This is a genomic window from Pseudomonas sp. LARHCG127, assembly GCF_052871455.1.
Map to the genome: position 1 here is coordinate 343,179 of NZ_JBIXJT010000004.1, position 14,279 is coordinate 357,457.

Here is a 14,279-nt window from a genome sequence, read left to right on the forward strand (position 1 = left end):
ATCCTGTGGCGAGGGAGCTTGCTCCCGCTGGGCTGCGCAGCGGCCCCAAGCTTTTGCGGTTGCTGCGCAACCGAGCGGGAGCAAGCTCCCTCGCCACAGGTTAGGTGTACACCTGTTGATCAGGTTTTCTTGACCCTGAACCACGCCGCATACAACGCCGGCAGGAACAACAGCGTCAACGCCGTGGCCACGATCAGGCCGCCCATGATCGCCACCGCCATCGGGCCGAAGAACAAGCTGCGCGACAGCGGGATCATCGCCAGCACCGCTGCCAGAGCGGTGAGCACGATGGGGCGGAAGCGCCGCACCGTGGCTTCGATGATCGCCTGCCAAGGCGCCAGCCCTGCCTTGATGTCCTGCTCGATCTGGTCCACCAGGATCACCGAGTTGCGCATGATCATCCCCGACAGCGCAATGGTGCCCAGCATGGCGACGAAGCCGAACGGCTGGCGGAACACCAGCAGGAACAGCGTGACGCCGATCAACCCCAGGGGCGCCGTAAGGAACACCATGGCCGTGCGTGAGAAGCTGCGCAGTTGCAGCATCAGCAGCGTCAGCACCACCACGATGAACAACGGCACACCGGCATTCACCGATTTCTGGCCACGGGCCGAATCCTCCACCGTACCGCCCACTTCCAGCAGGTAACCGTCCGGCAGCTCGGCGCGAATCGGGTCCAGGGTCGGGAAGATCTGTTGCACCAGGGTCGCCGGTTGTTCCTTGCCGTAGATATCGGCCCGCACGGTCACGCTCGGCAGCCGATTGCGGTGCCAGATCACGCCCTCCTCGAAACCGTATTCCAACGTCGCGATCTGCGACAAGGCCACGCTCTTGCCGTTGTCGGTCGGCACCGCCAGGCTCGGCAGCAACGACAGCTCGGTGCGCTCATGCACCGTACCGCGCAGCAGGATCTCGATCAGTTCGTTGTCTTCCCGGTACTGGCTGACGCTGGAGCCGGTGAGGGAGCTGCGCAGGAAACTCGCCAGGTGGGTGGTGCTGACGCCCAGGGCCCGGGCGCGGTCCTGGTCAACGTTGAGGTACACCACCTTGCTCGGCTCCTCCCAGTCCAGGTGCACATTGACCACGTAGGGGTTTTCGCGAACTTTTGTCGCCACTTTCCGCGCCAGGGCCCGGACTTCTTCGATGTGCTCACCCGTGACGCGGAACTGCACCGGATAGCCGACCGGCGGGCCGTTTTCCAGGCGCGTGACCCGCGAGCGCAGGGTCGGGAATTGCTCGTTCAGGGTCGAAATCAACCAACTGCGCAACGGCTCGCGATCTTCGATGGTCTTGGCCAGCACCACGAACTGGGCGAAGCTGGAGGCCGGCAGCTGTTGATCCAGGGGCAAGTAGAAGCGCGGTGAACCGGTGCCGACGTAGGCCACATAGTTGTCGATGCCGGCATGGTCCTTGAGCAGCGCTTCCAGGCGCTTGACCTGCTCGGCGGTATTGCTCAGGGAGGCGCCTTCCTGCAGCTTCAAGTCGACCATCAGCTCCAGCCGCCCCGATGCCGGGAAGAACTGCTGCGGCACGAAACGGAACAACGCCACCGAGCCGACAAACAACAGCACGGTCAGCAGGATGACGGTTTTGCGCCGACGCACACACCACTCCACCATCCGCCGGACACGCTGATAGAACGGCGTGCCGTAAGGGTCGGTCTGGCCGTCAGTCGTGCCATGTTTAGCCGCGTGAATTTTCGCCAGGTCCGGCAGGAGCTTTTCCCCCAGGTACGGTACGAACACCACGGCAGCCACCCAAGAGGCCAGCAATGCCAGTGTCACCACCTGGAAAATCGAACGGGTGTATTCGCCGGTGCCCGATTGCGCGGTGGCGATCGGCAGGAAGCCCGCCGCCGTGATCAAGGTACCGGTGAGCATCGGGAATGCGGTGCTGGTCCAGGCGAAGCTGGCCGCCTTGATCCGGTCGAAGCCCTGCTCCATCTTGATCGCCATCATCTCCACGGCAATGATCGCGTCGTCCACCAGCAGCCCCAGGGCCAACACCAGCGCACCGAGGGAAATCTTGTGCAGGCCGATCCCCAGGTAATACATGGCGGCGAAGGTCATCGCCAACACCAGAGGAATCGCCAGGGCCACCACCATCCCGGTGCGCAGCCCGAGGGAGAAGAAGCTCACCAGCAACACGATCGTCAGTGCTTCCACCAGCACCTGGACGAACTCACCGACCCCGGTTTTCACCGCCGCCGGCTGGTCCGACACCTTGTGCAATTGCATGCCGGCCGGCAGTGAGTTCTGGAGGCGAGCAAAGTCGACCTCAAGGGCCTTGCCCAGAATCAGGATATCCCCGCCTTGCTTCATCGCCACGGCCAGGCCAATGGCGTCTTCGCCCATGAAGCGCATGCGGGGCGCCGGCGGGTCGTTGAAACCGCGACGCACGTCCGCCAGGTCGCTGATACGGAACGTACGATCGCCGACCCGGATCGGGAAGTTGCGGATCTCTTCCACGGTCTGGAAATTTCCCGAGACCCGCAGCTGCAAACGCTCGCTGCCGGTTTCGAAGAAGCCGGCGGTGGAAACCGTGTTCTGCTCTTCAAGGGCCTGCTGGACCGCCGCCAAGGGCAGGCCGAGGGTCGCCAGCTTAACGTTTGACAACTCGATCCAGATCTTCTCGTCCTGCAAACCGATCAGTTCGACCTTGCCCACATCCTTGACTCGCTGCAGCTGGAGCTGGATGCGATCGGCGTAGTCCTTGAGCACGGCATAGTCGAAGCCTTCGCCGGTCAGCGCGTAGATATTGCCGAAGGTGGTGCCGAATTCATCGTTGAAGAACGGCCCCTGGACATCCGGCGGCAAGGTGTGGCGGATGTCGCCGATCTTCTTGCGCAACTGATACCACAGCTCGGGAATCTGCGCCGAATGCATGGAATCACGCGCCGCGAAAGTCACTTGGGATTCCCCCGGGCGGGAGAACGAGACGATCTTTTCGTAATCGCCGGTTTCCATCAGCTTTTTTTCGATACGCTCGGTGACTTGGCGCGACACTTCCTCGGCCGTCGCCCCCGGCCACACGGTGCGAATGACCATGGCCTTGAAGGTGAACGGCGGGTCTTCGCTCTGGCCGAGCTTGGTGTAGGAAAGCGCCCCGACAATGGCCAGCAACAGCATCAGGAACAGTACGATCTGGCGGTTACGCAACGCCCATTCGGAAAGATTGAAACCCATTGGGATTACTCCTTGGCCGCCAGGTTGACCACGCGGTTGGAGCGATCCACCGGCCGCACCTGCTGGCCGTCGAGGAGCACATGTATGCCAGCCGCCACCACCCAGTCATTGGCGCTCAAGCCTTCGAGCACCGGCACGGTTTTTTCGCCGAAGGCACCCACGCGCACCGGGGCTTTCCTGACCGTGTTGTCCGGGTTGACGACCCAGACGTAGGTGGCGCCATTCTCGGCAGTGAGGGCTGATAGCGGCACTGACAGCGGCGCCTTTTCAGCCGTCTGGATAAACACCCGGGCACTTTGGCCCAGCTCCGCCGGAACACTGCCGGCGGTGAAGGCCACGCGGGCGGCGAAGGTGCGGGACTTGGGGTCGGCGGCCGGCGACAGCTCACGAATCCGCCCGCTGAAGCGCTGGTCAGGCTGGCTCCACAACTCGACCGACACCGGCTGGCCGATCTTGAACCGGCCAAAGCCCTGTTCCGGCAGGCTGATCAGCACTTCACGCTCGCCATCGGTGGCCAGGGTGAAAACGGTTTGTCCCGCCGAAACCACCTGCCCGACTTCCACCGAACGCCGGGCCACCACGCCATCCTGGGGCGCACGCAGCACCGAATAGCTGGCCTGGTTGTTGGCGACATCGAACTCGGCCTTGATCTGCTTGAGCCGTGCGGTGCCGGAGCGGTAGAGGTTTTCGGCGTTGTCGTATTGGGAGCGGCTGACCATCTGCCGCTCCATCAAGGTCTTGTAGCGGTCACGTTCGGCGCGGACCAGGTTCAGGTTGGCCTCGGCGGCAGCGACCTGGGCACGGGTCGCTTCCAGTTGCAGGCGCACGTCCTCGGGGTCGAGCTCGGCCAGCGGTTGATTGGCCTTGACCCGCTGCCCCTCTTCCACCAGTCGCCGGCTCACCTTGCCGCCAATGCGAAAGGCCAGTTCAGGCTCGAAACGTGCTCGCACTTCGCCAGGGTAACTGTCCATCGCCTGGGCCGACGGCTCAGGCTTGACCACCATGGCGGGACGCACGGCGACGGGCACCGGCTCGTCATGACCGCACGCAGACAATAAAAAAGCCAGGGCGACTGGCATGGCGAGGGGCAGGGCATAGCGGAACATGGCGAGTGACCTTTCGCTAATGGTGCTTGGAATAATTATACTGGCGAGTATGTTATTAATAGCAAACTCACCAGTCCAGTATTAAAGCGAAGAATGTCGAACAATCCTTCATCCCCTAGCGGCCCTGGCCGCCCCAAGGACCTGGCCAAGCGCCAGGCCATTCTCGACGCGGCGAAACGCCTGTTCCTGAGCATGGGGTATGCCAATACCAGCATGGACGCCGTCGCCACCGAGGCGGGCGTTTCGAAGCTGACGGTCTACAGCCATTTCAACGACAAGGAGACGCTGTTTTCCGCTGCCGTGATGGCCAAATGTGAAGAGCAGGTGCCATCGCTGTTTTACGAATGGCCTGACGGCGTTCCGATCGAACACGTGTTGCTGAACATTGCCCGCGGGTTCAATCAACTGATCAACAGCGATGAATCGTTGAACCTGCATCGCCTGATCATGGCCCTGGGCAGCCAAGACCCGAAGCTGTCGACGATTTTCTACGAAGCCGGTCCGCAACGGATGCTCTCAGGCATGGAGCGGCTGCTGGCCAAGGTCAACCAGAGCGGCGCCCTGAGCATCGATAAACCGCGCAATGCCGCCGAACACTTCTTCTGCTTGATCAAGGGCGCGGCGAACTTCCGCTTGTTGTCAGGCTGCGGCCCGGCCCCGGAACCCGAAGCCGCCGAGGCCCATGTGCAGGAAGTGGTGGGGTTGTTCGTGCGGGCTTATCGGCCTTAGGCCAGTCAGCGGAATTTTTGCTGGCTGTCTGGGCCTCATCGCGAGCAAGCTCGCTCCCACAGGGTTTGATGAACACCACAGATCCAATGTGGGAGCGGGCTTGCTCGCGAAGACGGCGGCCTATTCAACACCTTCACCAACTGACCCACCGCTTTCGCGAGCAAGCCCGCTCCCACAGTTTGATCGACGGGGTTCACAGAATCAGCGCCCGCCACCGGCCCCTGTGGGAGCGAGCTTGCTCGCGATGCAGGCCACTCGGTCTCAAGGCTTGAGCGCTTTCTTCGGATAGATGTCGTAGCGACTGGACTTGCCATCGAGCCCATGGCTCGGCTTCGGCCCTTCGATGCACGGGGCCTTGCGTGGGCGCTTGACCACCACTCGATGAGTCGCCAAGGCCAGGGCCGCGGCGAGCAGCGCCGGGGCGTCCGGGTCATCGCCCACCAGGGGCCGGAACAGGCGCATTTCCTTCTTCACCAGAGCGGTTTTTTCACGATGAGGGAACATCGGGTCCAGATAGATCACCTGGGGCGGTTCGCCTTCCCAGTTGCGCATCACCTCGATGGCGTTGCCCTTGAGCAGGCGCATGCGCGCCACGATCGGCGCCACGTCGAAGTCCTCTGCGCCACGAGCCAGGCCATCCTCCAACAAGGCCGCAATCAGCGGCTGACGCTCGATCAGGCTCATTTCACAGCCCAGGCTGGCCAGCACGAACGCATCCTTGCCCAACCCGGCGGTGGCATCCAGCACCCGCGGGCGCACACCCTGGGCGATCCCGACTGCCTTGGCGATCATCTGGCCACTGCCGCCGCCGTACAACCGCCGATGGGCCGCCCCACCCTCGACGAAGTCCACGCGCACCGGCCCTGGCGCATCCGGACCCAACTGCTGCAACTGCACCCCTTGCTCACCGACCTGCAAGGCGAACTCGCCTTCGTCCCCTTGCAAAGGCAGGCCAAGCCGCTCGGCCCAGTGTTCGGCCTGCGGTTGGAAGGCCGGGGCCAGGGCCTCGACATGGATGCGGCAGGCCGCGGGTTGCTCACTCATGGAAGTTGTTCACTTATGGAAAACATGCTCAAAAAATTAAGGATCGGCAAAAACGGCCGATAACAACGGTGAACGGCATTTTGCCAGAGCTGAGCGTCGACCGAGAAAAATGTCAGACATTCAATCCACATCGATAGGCGTTATCTCCCCTTACGGCGATTACAGCCTGCGTAACACCCAAGCGCTGAGCGGCGTCAGTCACCTGTGGCAGGATTTTTTTGCCCGGGCCCTGGCCGATCAACTGGGTGATAACGCACCGGCACCCGGCAGCTACCAGCCAGAGCCCCTCGATGAGGCCGTTGAACCGACCCTCGGTGCCGAACTGCTGGCGCACATCGTCAGCCAGCGCACCTGCGAAGTGACCGAAACACAGGTCAAGCCGCCAGAACCGCTGTTCCTGCCCATCGCCGAATTCGAACTCGACCTGCTGGACAAACCCTTCCCGCCGTTCCCGCCAGAAGAAATCGTTGCCCAGCAACACCAGCAGACCTTCGAAAGCAACTGGGTCCGTCCACTCGTCCTCACCGCCGGCCAACCGCTGCCGGAACCGGGCCCGGCGCCACAACCGCGCCCCTTGCACCTGCCGATCGCCGAATTCGAACTCGAGCTGCTGGACAAGCCGTTCCCGCCGTTCCCGGAAGAGGAATTGGTGGCGCAGCAGAAACAACTGGACTTCGACACCCGCTGGGCACGTCCGATCGTGCTGCAGAACCTGCGCATCGCCGCTTAAATCAACGACAGATCCACCATGGCCCCACATCCAGATGAAAATGGTTGCGGTGCGCCGCGTTGTAATCCGGGCTCAAGACCACACTGAACATATCGCAGGCGCCATCCCGAGCCTGACGCAAAAAGCGCGCATCGGCCGTGTCCTTGGGCCAGTCCCTGAGCACGCTGATCGTGCGCCCATCGGCCAGGCGAAACCCGGCGATGTCCAGCGCGCTGGCGGTGGCGTGCTGGCTGCGCGCCCCGCTCTCACGCCCGTACATGTTGCGACAGGCGAAACTGCCCAGGTGATCGACCCGCGTCACTTTCTGCCCGTAGACCGCCATGGCCGCCGGCTGCAACCCGTGACGCTCGAACAACGCAAACGCCACCGCCAGCGGGCAACTGGCGAGGAAGCTGCTGCTCAAGGCCACCTCACCGCCCTGCACCCTCAAGACATTGGTCAATGGGCATGTGGTATTGGCGCCGCTGTCGGCCTGGCGCGCGGTGCGCAGCCCGGAGGTGGCGAGGGCCTGGTCGCACAGCTGCGGGTCGTTGCGCAGGGCCATGAGTTTGAAACGGGTGAGCAGGTTGGGCGCCAGGTTGACGTCCAAAGGCGCCCAGGGATTCCATTGGGGCGGCAGCGCCACCCAGCCGCGCCATACCCCCAGCACGGCAAGGCCAATGAGCAGGGCCACGACCGCAAGCGCTTTCAAAAACCGCACGATATTGCCTCGGGCATCAACCCTTGAATAATTGGTTGGCCTGCTTGAACGGCATCGAGCGGCGCGTGAAGGTGAATGTGCCCTGCTCCTGGATCTCCTCGGCGGCGCGGAAAAACTCGCCATACGCGGCCAGGGCCAGCGCCGAGCCGACGCTGATGCGCTTGACGCCCAATTCGCTCAACTGCGCCACCGTCAAGTCCAGCGCCCCGGACATCAGCACGTTCACCGGTTTTGGCGCCACGGCCTGCACCACCGCGAGCACTTGCTCCGCGCTGCTCAGCCCCGGTGCGTACAACACGTCGGCCCCCGCGTCCGCGAAGGCCTTGAGGCGGCGAATGGTGTCGTCCAGGTCCGGATTGCCATGCAGGAAATTTTCCGCCCGGGCCGTCAGCAGGAAGGGAAACGGCAAGCTGCGCACGGCCTCGGCGGCGGCCTTGACCCGAGCTACCGCGTGGTCGAAGCAATAGATCGGGCTGTCTTCGCGCCCCGTGGCGTCCTCGATCGAACCACCCACCGCGCCGGCCTCCGCGGCTCGGAGCAGGCTGCGGGCGCAATCCTCGGGAGCATCGGCAAAACCGTTCTCCAGGTCCACGGCCACCGGCAGATCAGTGGCCGCGACAATCGCCCGCACGTTGGCCAGGGTGTCTTCCAGGCCCAGCGCGCCATCGGGTCGGCCCAGGGAAAAGGCGTGACCGGCACTGGTGGTCGCCAAGGCTTCAAAGCCGAGGCTGGCCAGCATCTTGGCCGAACCGGCATCCCACGGGTTGGGAATGACAAAAGCCCCTTCGCGTTCGTGCAGGGCCTTGAACGCCTGGGCTCGACGAATGTGCGCTTCCATGTAGTTCGCTCCTGAGCAGAGAGGGAGTGGGCCTCAGAGCAAACCCAGTTGCTCGGCGGCGGGCTCTCTATATAGCGCAGGCAGGGCCGGCAAGCCAGGCAATCGATGCATCAATCGCTCGTGAAAACGTTGCGCGAGCCTGGCGGCCAGCCGGTTGTCGGCGGTGTGCAGGAAGATATAGGGCGTGCGCCCTTCTTCGATCCAGCCGGCGATTTTCTCCACCCACGGCGTCAGGAACGGCTCGTTGGCTTCCAGCACCGGATGACCAATGAAACGCACTTGCGGACATTGGGTGAACGCCGCGGGCCGGGGCGGCACCCGGGGCTTTTTCGATTGTGCGTGAAGCACGGCGGGATCAAGGGAGGTGCAACTGAACAGGGCCCGGGGATCGAGGCAGATGCGTTCGACGCCGCGATCGAGCAACAAGCGATTGAGCTGTCGTTCGGCGTCGCCCTTGGCAAAGAACTCGTCGTGACGGACTTCGACGGCCAAGGGGCGCTGCAAGGCGTCGATGAACCCCGCCAGTTCCGGCAACCGATTCGGGGTAAAGGCCTTGGACAGTTGTAGCCAATACGGCGCAACGCGTTCGCCCAAGGGGCTGAGTAGTTGCAGGAAGGTTTCAGTGGCCGTCAGGCGCTCGCGCAAGTCGCCATTGTGGCTGATGTCGCCAGGGAACTTGGCAGTGAAGCGAAAGTGCTTGGGCATGATCTCGGCCCAGCGCTGCACGGTCGTCGCAGACGGGCTGGCATAGAAGGTCGTATTGCCTTCCACGGCATTGAACACTTGGGAATAGAGATCGAGGAAATCGGTGCTTTTCGCATCCTGGGGATAAAGGTAATCGCGCCAGGCGTTTTCGCTCCAGGACGGACAGCCCAGGTAGTAAGGCAAGACCATCAGATGTAGAGATCGAGTCCCAGCACTTCCATATCCCAATCGACAAAACCGGCGGTGCTCAGGTAACTCGCCAGGGCCGTGGAGACACTGCGGCTCATCGCACGGTGATAAAGCATGTCTTGCTGACGGGCGGGGAGATTGCTCAGGCGTTGCGCAGAGGCTTTGGCGGCACGGGCGGCCAGTTGCTCTTCAGACGGAAACTCCACCTCGCCATCGATGTCATCGAAGTTTTCCGGCTCGCTGGCTTTACCCGCACGAGGCCGACGCTTGATGGGGTAGGACTGGGATGAAACGCCGTCTATACGCATAACAGAATGCTCGGTATCAATGATGGCAATTTAGCGGCACTTTCGCAGCCGCGCAAATGCGCAAGTGATAACTAGAACACATAAAGTCGAAAAGGTTTAAAAACGGGCGGAAAAAGTGACGACTGGCAAGGTCGGGTGTGACTTTTGGGGGCGTAAATGACTTTGCGACAACACCGCTTTTTGGGGTGACCCCATGCTTTTGTGGCGAGGGAGCTTGCTCCCGCTGGGGCGCGAAGCGGCCCCGAAATATGATTCGCGCCTTATCTTGCCGGCCTGAAATCAATTTTCTGGGGGCCGCTTCGCAGCCCAGCGGGAGCAAGCTCCCTCGCCACAACGCTGCCCGCTCGAGAGCGGAGTGATGCTTTTTACCGCTCGGACTTGGGTGTTGCGACTTTGTCCCGCAAGTAAACGGGCTGTGCATCATCCGCTGGAATGGCCTCGCCACGTTCCCAGGCGAAGCGTGCCAGGGCCAGCAGGTCCTCGGCATGGGGCAGCATCGAGGCGTCCTGGCCGATGAGACTGACACCGATCCGCTCGCCATAGCCCCAACCGGTGCCGGCGCCGAACCAATCACCGCTGGCATCGCCCGGCAACGCCGCCGCTTCGGGCGGCAACACCGCTTCAGCACCGACCAGGCGCATCTCGCCGTCGGTTTCGCGATAGCAGCCCCAATACACCTCATCCATGCGCGCATCGATGGCCGCGGCAACTTGGCGAGCGCCCTGTTCGCGCAAGGCACGCTGGGCCAGCACCGCGAGGTTCGATACCGGCAGCACCGGACGCTCCAGGGCAAATGCCAGCCCTTGCACCACACCGATGGCGATGCGCACACCGGTAAACGCCCCCGGCCCACGGCCAAAGGCAATCGCATCCACCGCCTGCAAGGTCGTGCCGGCGTCGCTCAATAGTTGCTGGATCATCGGCAGCAGCTTCTGCGCGTGCAGGCGCGGGATCACCTCGTAATGGCTCGTGACCTTGCCGTCGTGCAGCAAGGCAACGGAGCAAGCTTCAGTCGCGGTGTCCAGGGCCAGCAAGGTGCTCATCGATGTGTCCGTAAATCAGGTGGGAAAAAAGTGCGCCAGTATAAACAACTACGGCCCGCAAGCGGGCCGTAGTTGATGCAACTGATCAGGCTTTTCAGCTCAAGGCTGCAAGCACCTTGGCGGTGATCGCTTCAACCGAACCGACGCCTTCGATATGGCTGTATTTCGGCTTGCCATTGGCAGCCGACAGTTTCTGGTAGAAGTCCACCAGCGGCTTGGTCTGGGAATGGTAGACCGACAGGCGATGACGCACGGTTTCTTCGGTGTCGTCCTTGCGTTGCACCAGCTCTTCACCGGTCACGTCGTCCTTGCCTTCGGTTTTCGGCGGATTGTAGACGGTGTGGTAGACGCGGCCGGAAGGCTCGTGAACGCGGCGACCAGCAATGCGCTGGACGATTTCCTCGTCCTCAACGGCAATCTCGACCACTGCATCCAGTTCGACACCGGCAGTCACCAGGGCTTCAGCCTGGGGAATGGTGCGCGGGAAGCCATCGAACAGGAAGCCATTGGCGCAGTCGGGTTGAGCGATGCGATCCTTGACCAGGGCGATGATCAGGTCATCCGACACCAGGCCGCCGGCATCCATGATGCTCTTGGCTTGAACGCCCAGTGGCGTGCCCGCCTTGACCGCGGCACGCAGCATGTCGCCGGTGGAGATTTGCGGGATACCGAATTTTTCGGTGATGAACTTTGCCTGAGTACCTTTACCGGCCCCGGGAGCTCCCAGCAGAATGACGCGCATCGATGTGCTCCTCAAATTTTTTTATGTAAAACGCTCGGATTCGCCTCGCGGGGCCAATCTTCGAAAAACTGGATCGTGACCGCCCAAACGGCCAAAGGCTGATCAAGATACACAGCAGGCCCGACCCACACAAGCCGCCGAAAGTCGGAGGAACCCGCGCCCGATACGACCTTCGGAGGGGGTGGCGAGCGTCGCAACCGGGCAACAAACTGTCGCCTGGTCGACCTGTCCCCGCCCCCGCCGAACAACGCCCGGGAACGCCGGGCGAGCCGTTTCGGTGCGCTGCCTGATCTTAGCCGGTATTGCGCAACCCGGCGGCAATCCCCGCCACAGACACCAGTAATGCCTGCTCCACGGGGCTGCCTTGGGCAACTTCCTGCTGGCGTGAGCGCGCCAACAGTTCGGCCTGCAACAGGTGCAACGGGTCGAGGTAGGTGTTGCGCAGGCGGATGAATTCCAGCGTGGCTGGGCTATGTGCCAGTAGCTGCGACTGACCGGTCAAGCCAAGCACCACCGTGCAGGCCTGCGACAATAGGTCGCGTAAATGCGCACCCAAAGGCAGCAGCCCAGATTCCACCAAACGCTCGTCGTAAGAGCGGGCGATGTCGGCGTCGGCCTTGGCCAGCACCATCTCCAGCATGTCGATGCGGGTCCGGAAGAACGGCCATTGCTCGCGCATCTGCCCCAGCAACGCCCCTTCGCCACGCTCCAGGGCCTTGCTCAGTGCGGTTTCCCAGCCGAGCCAGGCCGGCAACATCAGGCGGGTCTGGGTCCAGCCGAAGATCCACGGAATCGCCCGCAAGCTTTCGATGCCGCCGGCGCGACGCTTGGCCGGCCGGCTGCCCAGGGGCAGGCGGCCAAGTTCTTGCTCGGGGGTGGACTGGCGGAAGTACTCGACGAACTGCGGGTTCTCCCGCACCACCGCGCGGTAGGCACTGACGCCATCGGCAGCCAATTCGTCCATCAGGTGTCGCCATTCGGGCGTGGGTGGCGGCGGTGGCAGCAACGTCGCTTCAAGCACTGCGGCGAGGTACAGATTGAGGTTCTGTTCGGCGATGTCCGGTAGACCGAATTTGAAACGAATCATTTCACCCTGCTCGGTGGTGCGGAAACGCCCGGCCACCGAGCCCGGTGGCTGGGACAGGATCGCCGCGTGCGCCGGACCGCCACCACGGCCCACGGTGCCGCCACGACCGTGGAACAACAGCAATTCGACTTGCTGCTCGCGGCAGATGTCCACCAGCCGTTCCTGGGCCCGATATTGCGCCCAGGCCGCCGCCGTGGTCCCGGCGTCCTTGGCCGAATCGGAATAGCCGATCATCACTTCCTGAGGGCCCTGCAGCCGTGAACGATAGCCCGGCAGCAGCAACAGCCGCTCGATCACCGGCCCGGCGTTGTCCAGGTCGGCCAGGGTCTCGAACAGCGGCACCACTCGCATCGGCCGCAACACCCCGGCGTCCTTCAACAACAGTTGCACAGCGAGGACATCGGACGCCGCGCCGGCCATGGAGATCACGTAGGAACCCAGGGACGCCGCCGGCGCCGCGGCCACTTCCCGGCACGTCGCCAACACTTCCGCCGTGTCGGCCGAGGGCTTGAAATGGGCCGGCAGCAGTGGACGCCGGTTGTTCAGCTCCTCCAGCAAAAAGCTGACGCGCTGCTCCTCGTTCCAATCCTCATAGCGACCCAGGCCCAGGTAGTCGGTGATTTCCGTCATGGCGGCGGCATGGCGCGTCGAGTCCTGGCGCACATCGAGGCGCACCAGGAACAAGCCGAAGGTCACCGCCCGCCGCAGGCAATCGAGCAGCGGCCCATCGGCAATCACACCCATGCCGCATTCATGCAGGGAGTGGTAGCACAGCTCAAGGGGGTCCAGCAGTTCGCGGTTGTGCTGCAACACCTCGGCGCCCGGCGGCGTGGCGGCACTCAAGGAGGCGTGGGCCCAGTTGCGGGTGGCGCGCAGGCGTTCGCGCAGTTGCTTGAGCACGGCACGATACGGTTCGGCGCTGTCGCCGGCCTGGGCCCGCAAGGCCTCGCTGGCGTTTTGCATGGACAGTTCGGCCGCCAGTTGGTCGACGTCACGCAGGTACAGGTCCGCCGCCATCCACCGCGCCAATAACAGCACCTCGCGGGTCACGGCGGCGGTGACATTCGGGTTGCCGTCACGGTCGCCGCCCATCCACGAGGCAAAGCGGATCGGCGCGGCCTCCAGCGGCAGGCGCAGCCCGGTGGCGGCATGCAAGGCCTGGTCGGCCTTGCGCAGGTAATTGGGAATGGCGTGCCACAGCGAATGCTCGATCACCGCGAAGCCCCACTTGGCCTCGTCCACCGGGGTCGGCCGGGTGCGGCGGATTTCTTCGGTGTGCCAGGCTTCGGCGATCAAGCGTTGCAGGCGCTCGTGGATTTGCGCGCGCTCGGCGCTGGTCAGGTCGCGATGATCCTGGGCCGCCAGTTGCGCGGCGATGGCGTCGTATTTCTGGATCAGGGTGCGGCGGGCCACTTCCGTGGGATGGGCGGTGAGGACCAGTTCGATTTCCAGGCGTCCCAACTGCCGGGCCAGGGCCTCGGCGCCATGGCCTTCGGCCCGCAGCCGGGCAAGCAACTCAGGCAGGACCCGTGCTTCGAAGGGCGCCGGTTGCGATTCTTCGCGGCGATGGATCAGTTGGTACTGTTCGGCGATGTTGGCGAGGTTGAGGAATTGGTTGAACGCGCGCGCCACCGGCAGCAGTTCGTCCTCGCTCAGTTGATTGAGGCTGGCACTGAGTTCGGCATCCACGGAACCGCGTCGGTCAGCCTTGGCGCCCTTGCGGATCTGCTCGATCTTGTCGAGAAACGTGTCCCCGTACTGTTCGCGGATGGTATTGCCCAGCAGTTCGCCAAGCAGGTGGACATCCTCGCGCAAGCGGGCATCGATATCGGTCATCAGCATTTCTCCAGCAAAAAAGTCCGGACAGCTCTTG

Annotated in this window: 12 protein-coding genes; 2 read left to right on the forward strand and 10 right to left on the reverse strand. The window is 63.2% G+C overall.

Translation table 11 applies throughout. The features are described 5' to 3' along the window. Window positions 1–119 precede the first annotated feature (119 nt). On the reverse strand, window positions 120–3,185 hold the full coding sequence (locus tag ACIPQ1_RS09830) for an efflux RND transporter permease subunit (RefSeq protein WP_434572114.1): 3,066 nt from the start codon (window positions 3,183–3,185) through the stop codon (window positions 120–122). A 5-nt stretch (window positions 3,186–3,190) separates the two neighbouring features. After that, a complete protein-coding gene (locus tag ACIPQ1_RS09835) occupies window positions 3,191–4,291 on the reverse strand; it encodes an efflux RND transporter periplasmic adaptor subunit (protein WP_186705481.1) in 1,101 nt (366 codons plus the stop codon). A gap of 93 nt (window positions 4,292–4,384) precedes the next feature. Here ACIPQ1_RS09835 and ACIPQ1_RS09840 point away from each other — a divergent pair, with 93 nt between their 5' ends. Further along, complete coding sequence (locus ACIPQ1_RS09840) at window positions 4,385–5,020, forward strand: TetR/AcrR family transcriptional regulator (RefSeq protein ID WP_411386595.1); 636 nt, start codon at window positions 4,385–4,387, stop codon at window positions 5,018–5,020. A 261-nt stretch (window positions 5,021–5,281) separates the two neighbouring features. On the opposite strand, the gene ACIPQ1_RS09845 is transcribed toward ACIPQ1_RS09840, so the two are convergent. Beyond that, the gene (locus tag ACIPQ1_RS09845) at window positions 5,282–6,064 is read right to left on the reverse strand and encodes a class I SAM-dependent methyltransferase (RefSeq protein WP_250963603.1); all 783 of its coding nucleotides are present in this window, start codon (window positions 6,062–6,064) and stop codon (window positions 5,282–5,284) included. 109 nt (window positions 6,065–6,173) lie between these two features. On the opposite strand from ACIPQ1_RS09845, the gene ACIPQ1_RS09850 reads away from it, so the two are divergent. Continuing rightward, window positions 6,174–6,794 (forward strand): energy transducer TonB, encoded by a 621-nt coding sequence (locus tag ACIPQ1_RS09850; protein WP_434705117.1) that lies wholly within the window; start codon window positions 6,174–6,176, stop codon window positions 6,792–6,794. Window position 6,795: 1 nt separating this feature from the next. On the opposite strand, the gene ACIPQ1_RS09855 is transcribed toward ACIPQ1_RS09850, so the two are convergent. The 7 genes from ACIPQ1_RS09855 to ppc all read right to left on the reverse strand — a co-directional run bounded on the left by ACIPQ1_RS09855 (window position 6,796) and on the right by ppc (window position 14,242). Then, window positions 6,796–7,494, reverse strand: coding sequence for an extensin-like domain-containing protein (locus ACIPQ1_RS09855; protein ID WP_411386593.1), 699 nt, complete (start codon window positions 7,492–7,494; stop codon window positions 6,796–6,798). A gap of 16 nt (window positions 7,495–7,510) precedes the next feature. Continuing rightward, complete coding sequence (locus tag ACIPQ1_RS09860; protein WP_446534021.1) at window positions 7,511–8,332, reverse strand: isocitrate lyase/PEP mutase family protein; 822 nt, start codon at window positions 8,330–8,332, stop codon at window positions 7,511–7,513. Between the two features lie 33 nt (window positions 8,333–8,365). Beyond that, window positions 8,366–9,226, reverse strand: coding sequence for a DUF72 domain-containing protein (locus ACIPQ1_RS09865; RefSeq protein ID WP_446534022.1), 861 nt, complete (start codon window positions 9,224–9,226; stop codon window positions 8,366–8,368). Then, window positions 9,226–9,534, reverse strand: coding sequence for a hypothetical protein (locus ACIPQ1_RS09870; protein WP_186705474.1), 309 nt, complete (start codon window positions 9,532–9,534; stop codon window positions 9,226–9,228). Before ACIPQ1_RS09870 ends, ACIPQ1_RS09865 begins: the two co-directional genes overlap by 1 nt. A gap of 365 nt (window positions 9,535–9,899) precedes the next feature. Then, entirely contained in the window at window positions 9,900–10,577 is a 678-nt protein-coding gene (tsaB, locus tag ACIPQ1_RS09875; RefSeq protein WP_411386591.1) for a tRNA (adenosine(37)-N6)-threonylcarbamoyltransferase complex dimerization subunit type 1 TsaB, read from the reverse strand. Between the two features lie 94 nt (window positions 10,578–10,671). Next, complete coding sequence (gene adk, locus ACIPQ1_RS09880) at window positions 10,672–11,319, reverse strand: adenylate kinase (RefSeq protein WP_072408226.1); 648 nt, start codon at window positions 11,317–11,319, stop codon at window positions 10,672–10,674. Between the two features lie 292 nt (window positions 11,320–11,611). Next, on the reverse strand, window positions 11,612–14,242 hold the full coding sequence (gene ppc / locus ACIPQ1_RS09885; RefSeq protein WP_446534023.1) for a phosphoenolpyruvate carboxylase: 2,631 nt from the start codon (window positions 14,240–14,242) through the stop codon (window positions 11,612–11,614). Between the last annotated feature and the right edge of the window lie 37 nt (window positions 14,243–14,279).

What these genes read in the sequence shown, in the direction of transcription:
- ACIPQ1_RS09840 (WP_411386595.1), top strand. Translation starts at nt 4,385, where the DNA reads ATGTCGAACAATCCTTCATCCCCTAGCGGCCCTGGCCGCCCCAAGGAC.
- ppc (WP_446534023.1), bottom strand. Translation starts at nt 14,242, where the DNA reads ATGACCGATATCGATGCCCGCTTGCGCGAGGATGTCCACCTGCTTGGC.
- ACIPQ1_RS09845 (WP_250963603.1), bottom strand. Translation starts at nt 6,064, where the DNA reads ATGAGTGAGCAACCCGCGGCCTGCCGCATCCATGTCGAGGCCCTGGCC.
- ACIPQ1_RS09870 (WP_186705474.1), bottom strand. Translation starts at nt 9,534, where the DNA reads ATGCGTATAGACGGCGTTTCATCCCAGTCCTACCCCATCAAGCGTCGG.
- ACIPQ1_RS09850 (WP_434705117.1), top strand. Translation starts at nt 6,174, where the DNA reads ATGTCAGACATTCAATCCACATCGATAGGCGTTATCTCCCCTTACGGC.
- ACIPQ1_RS09860 (WP_446534021.1), bottom strand. Translation starts at nt 8,332, where the DNA reads ATGGAAGCGCACATTCGTCGAGCCCAGGCGTTCAAGGCCCTGCACGAA.
- adk (WP_072408226.1), bottom strand. Translation starts at nt 11,319, where the DNA reads ATGCGCGTCATTCTGCTGGGAGCTCCCGGGGCCGGTAAAGGTACTCAG.
- ACIPQ1_RS09835 (WP_186705481.1), bottom strand. Translation starts at nt 4,291, where the DNA reads ATGTTCCGCTATGCCCTGCCCCTCGCCATGCCAGTCGCCCTGGCTTTT.
- tsaB (WP_411386591.1), bottom strand. Translation starts at nt 10,577, where the DNA reads ATGAGCACCTTGCTGGCCCTGGACACCGCGACTGAAGCTTGCTCCGTT.
- ACIPQ1_RS09865 (WP_446534022.1), bottom strand. Translation starts at nt 9,226, where the DNA reads ATGGTCTTGCCTTACTACCTGGGCTGTCCGTCCTGGAGCGAAAACGCC.
- ACIPQ1_RS09830 (WP_434572114.1), bottom strand. Translation starts at nt 3,185, where the DNA reads ATGGGTTTCAATCTTTCCGAATGGGCGTTGCGTAACCGCCAGATCGTA.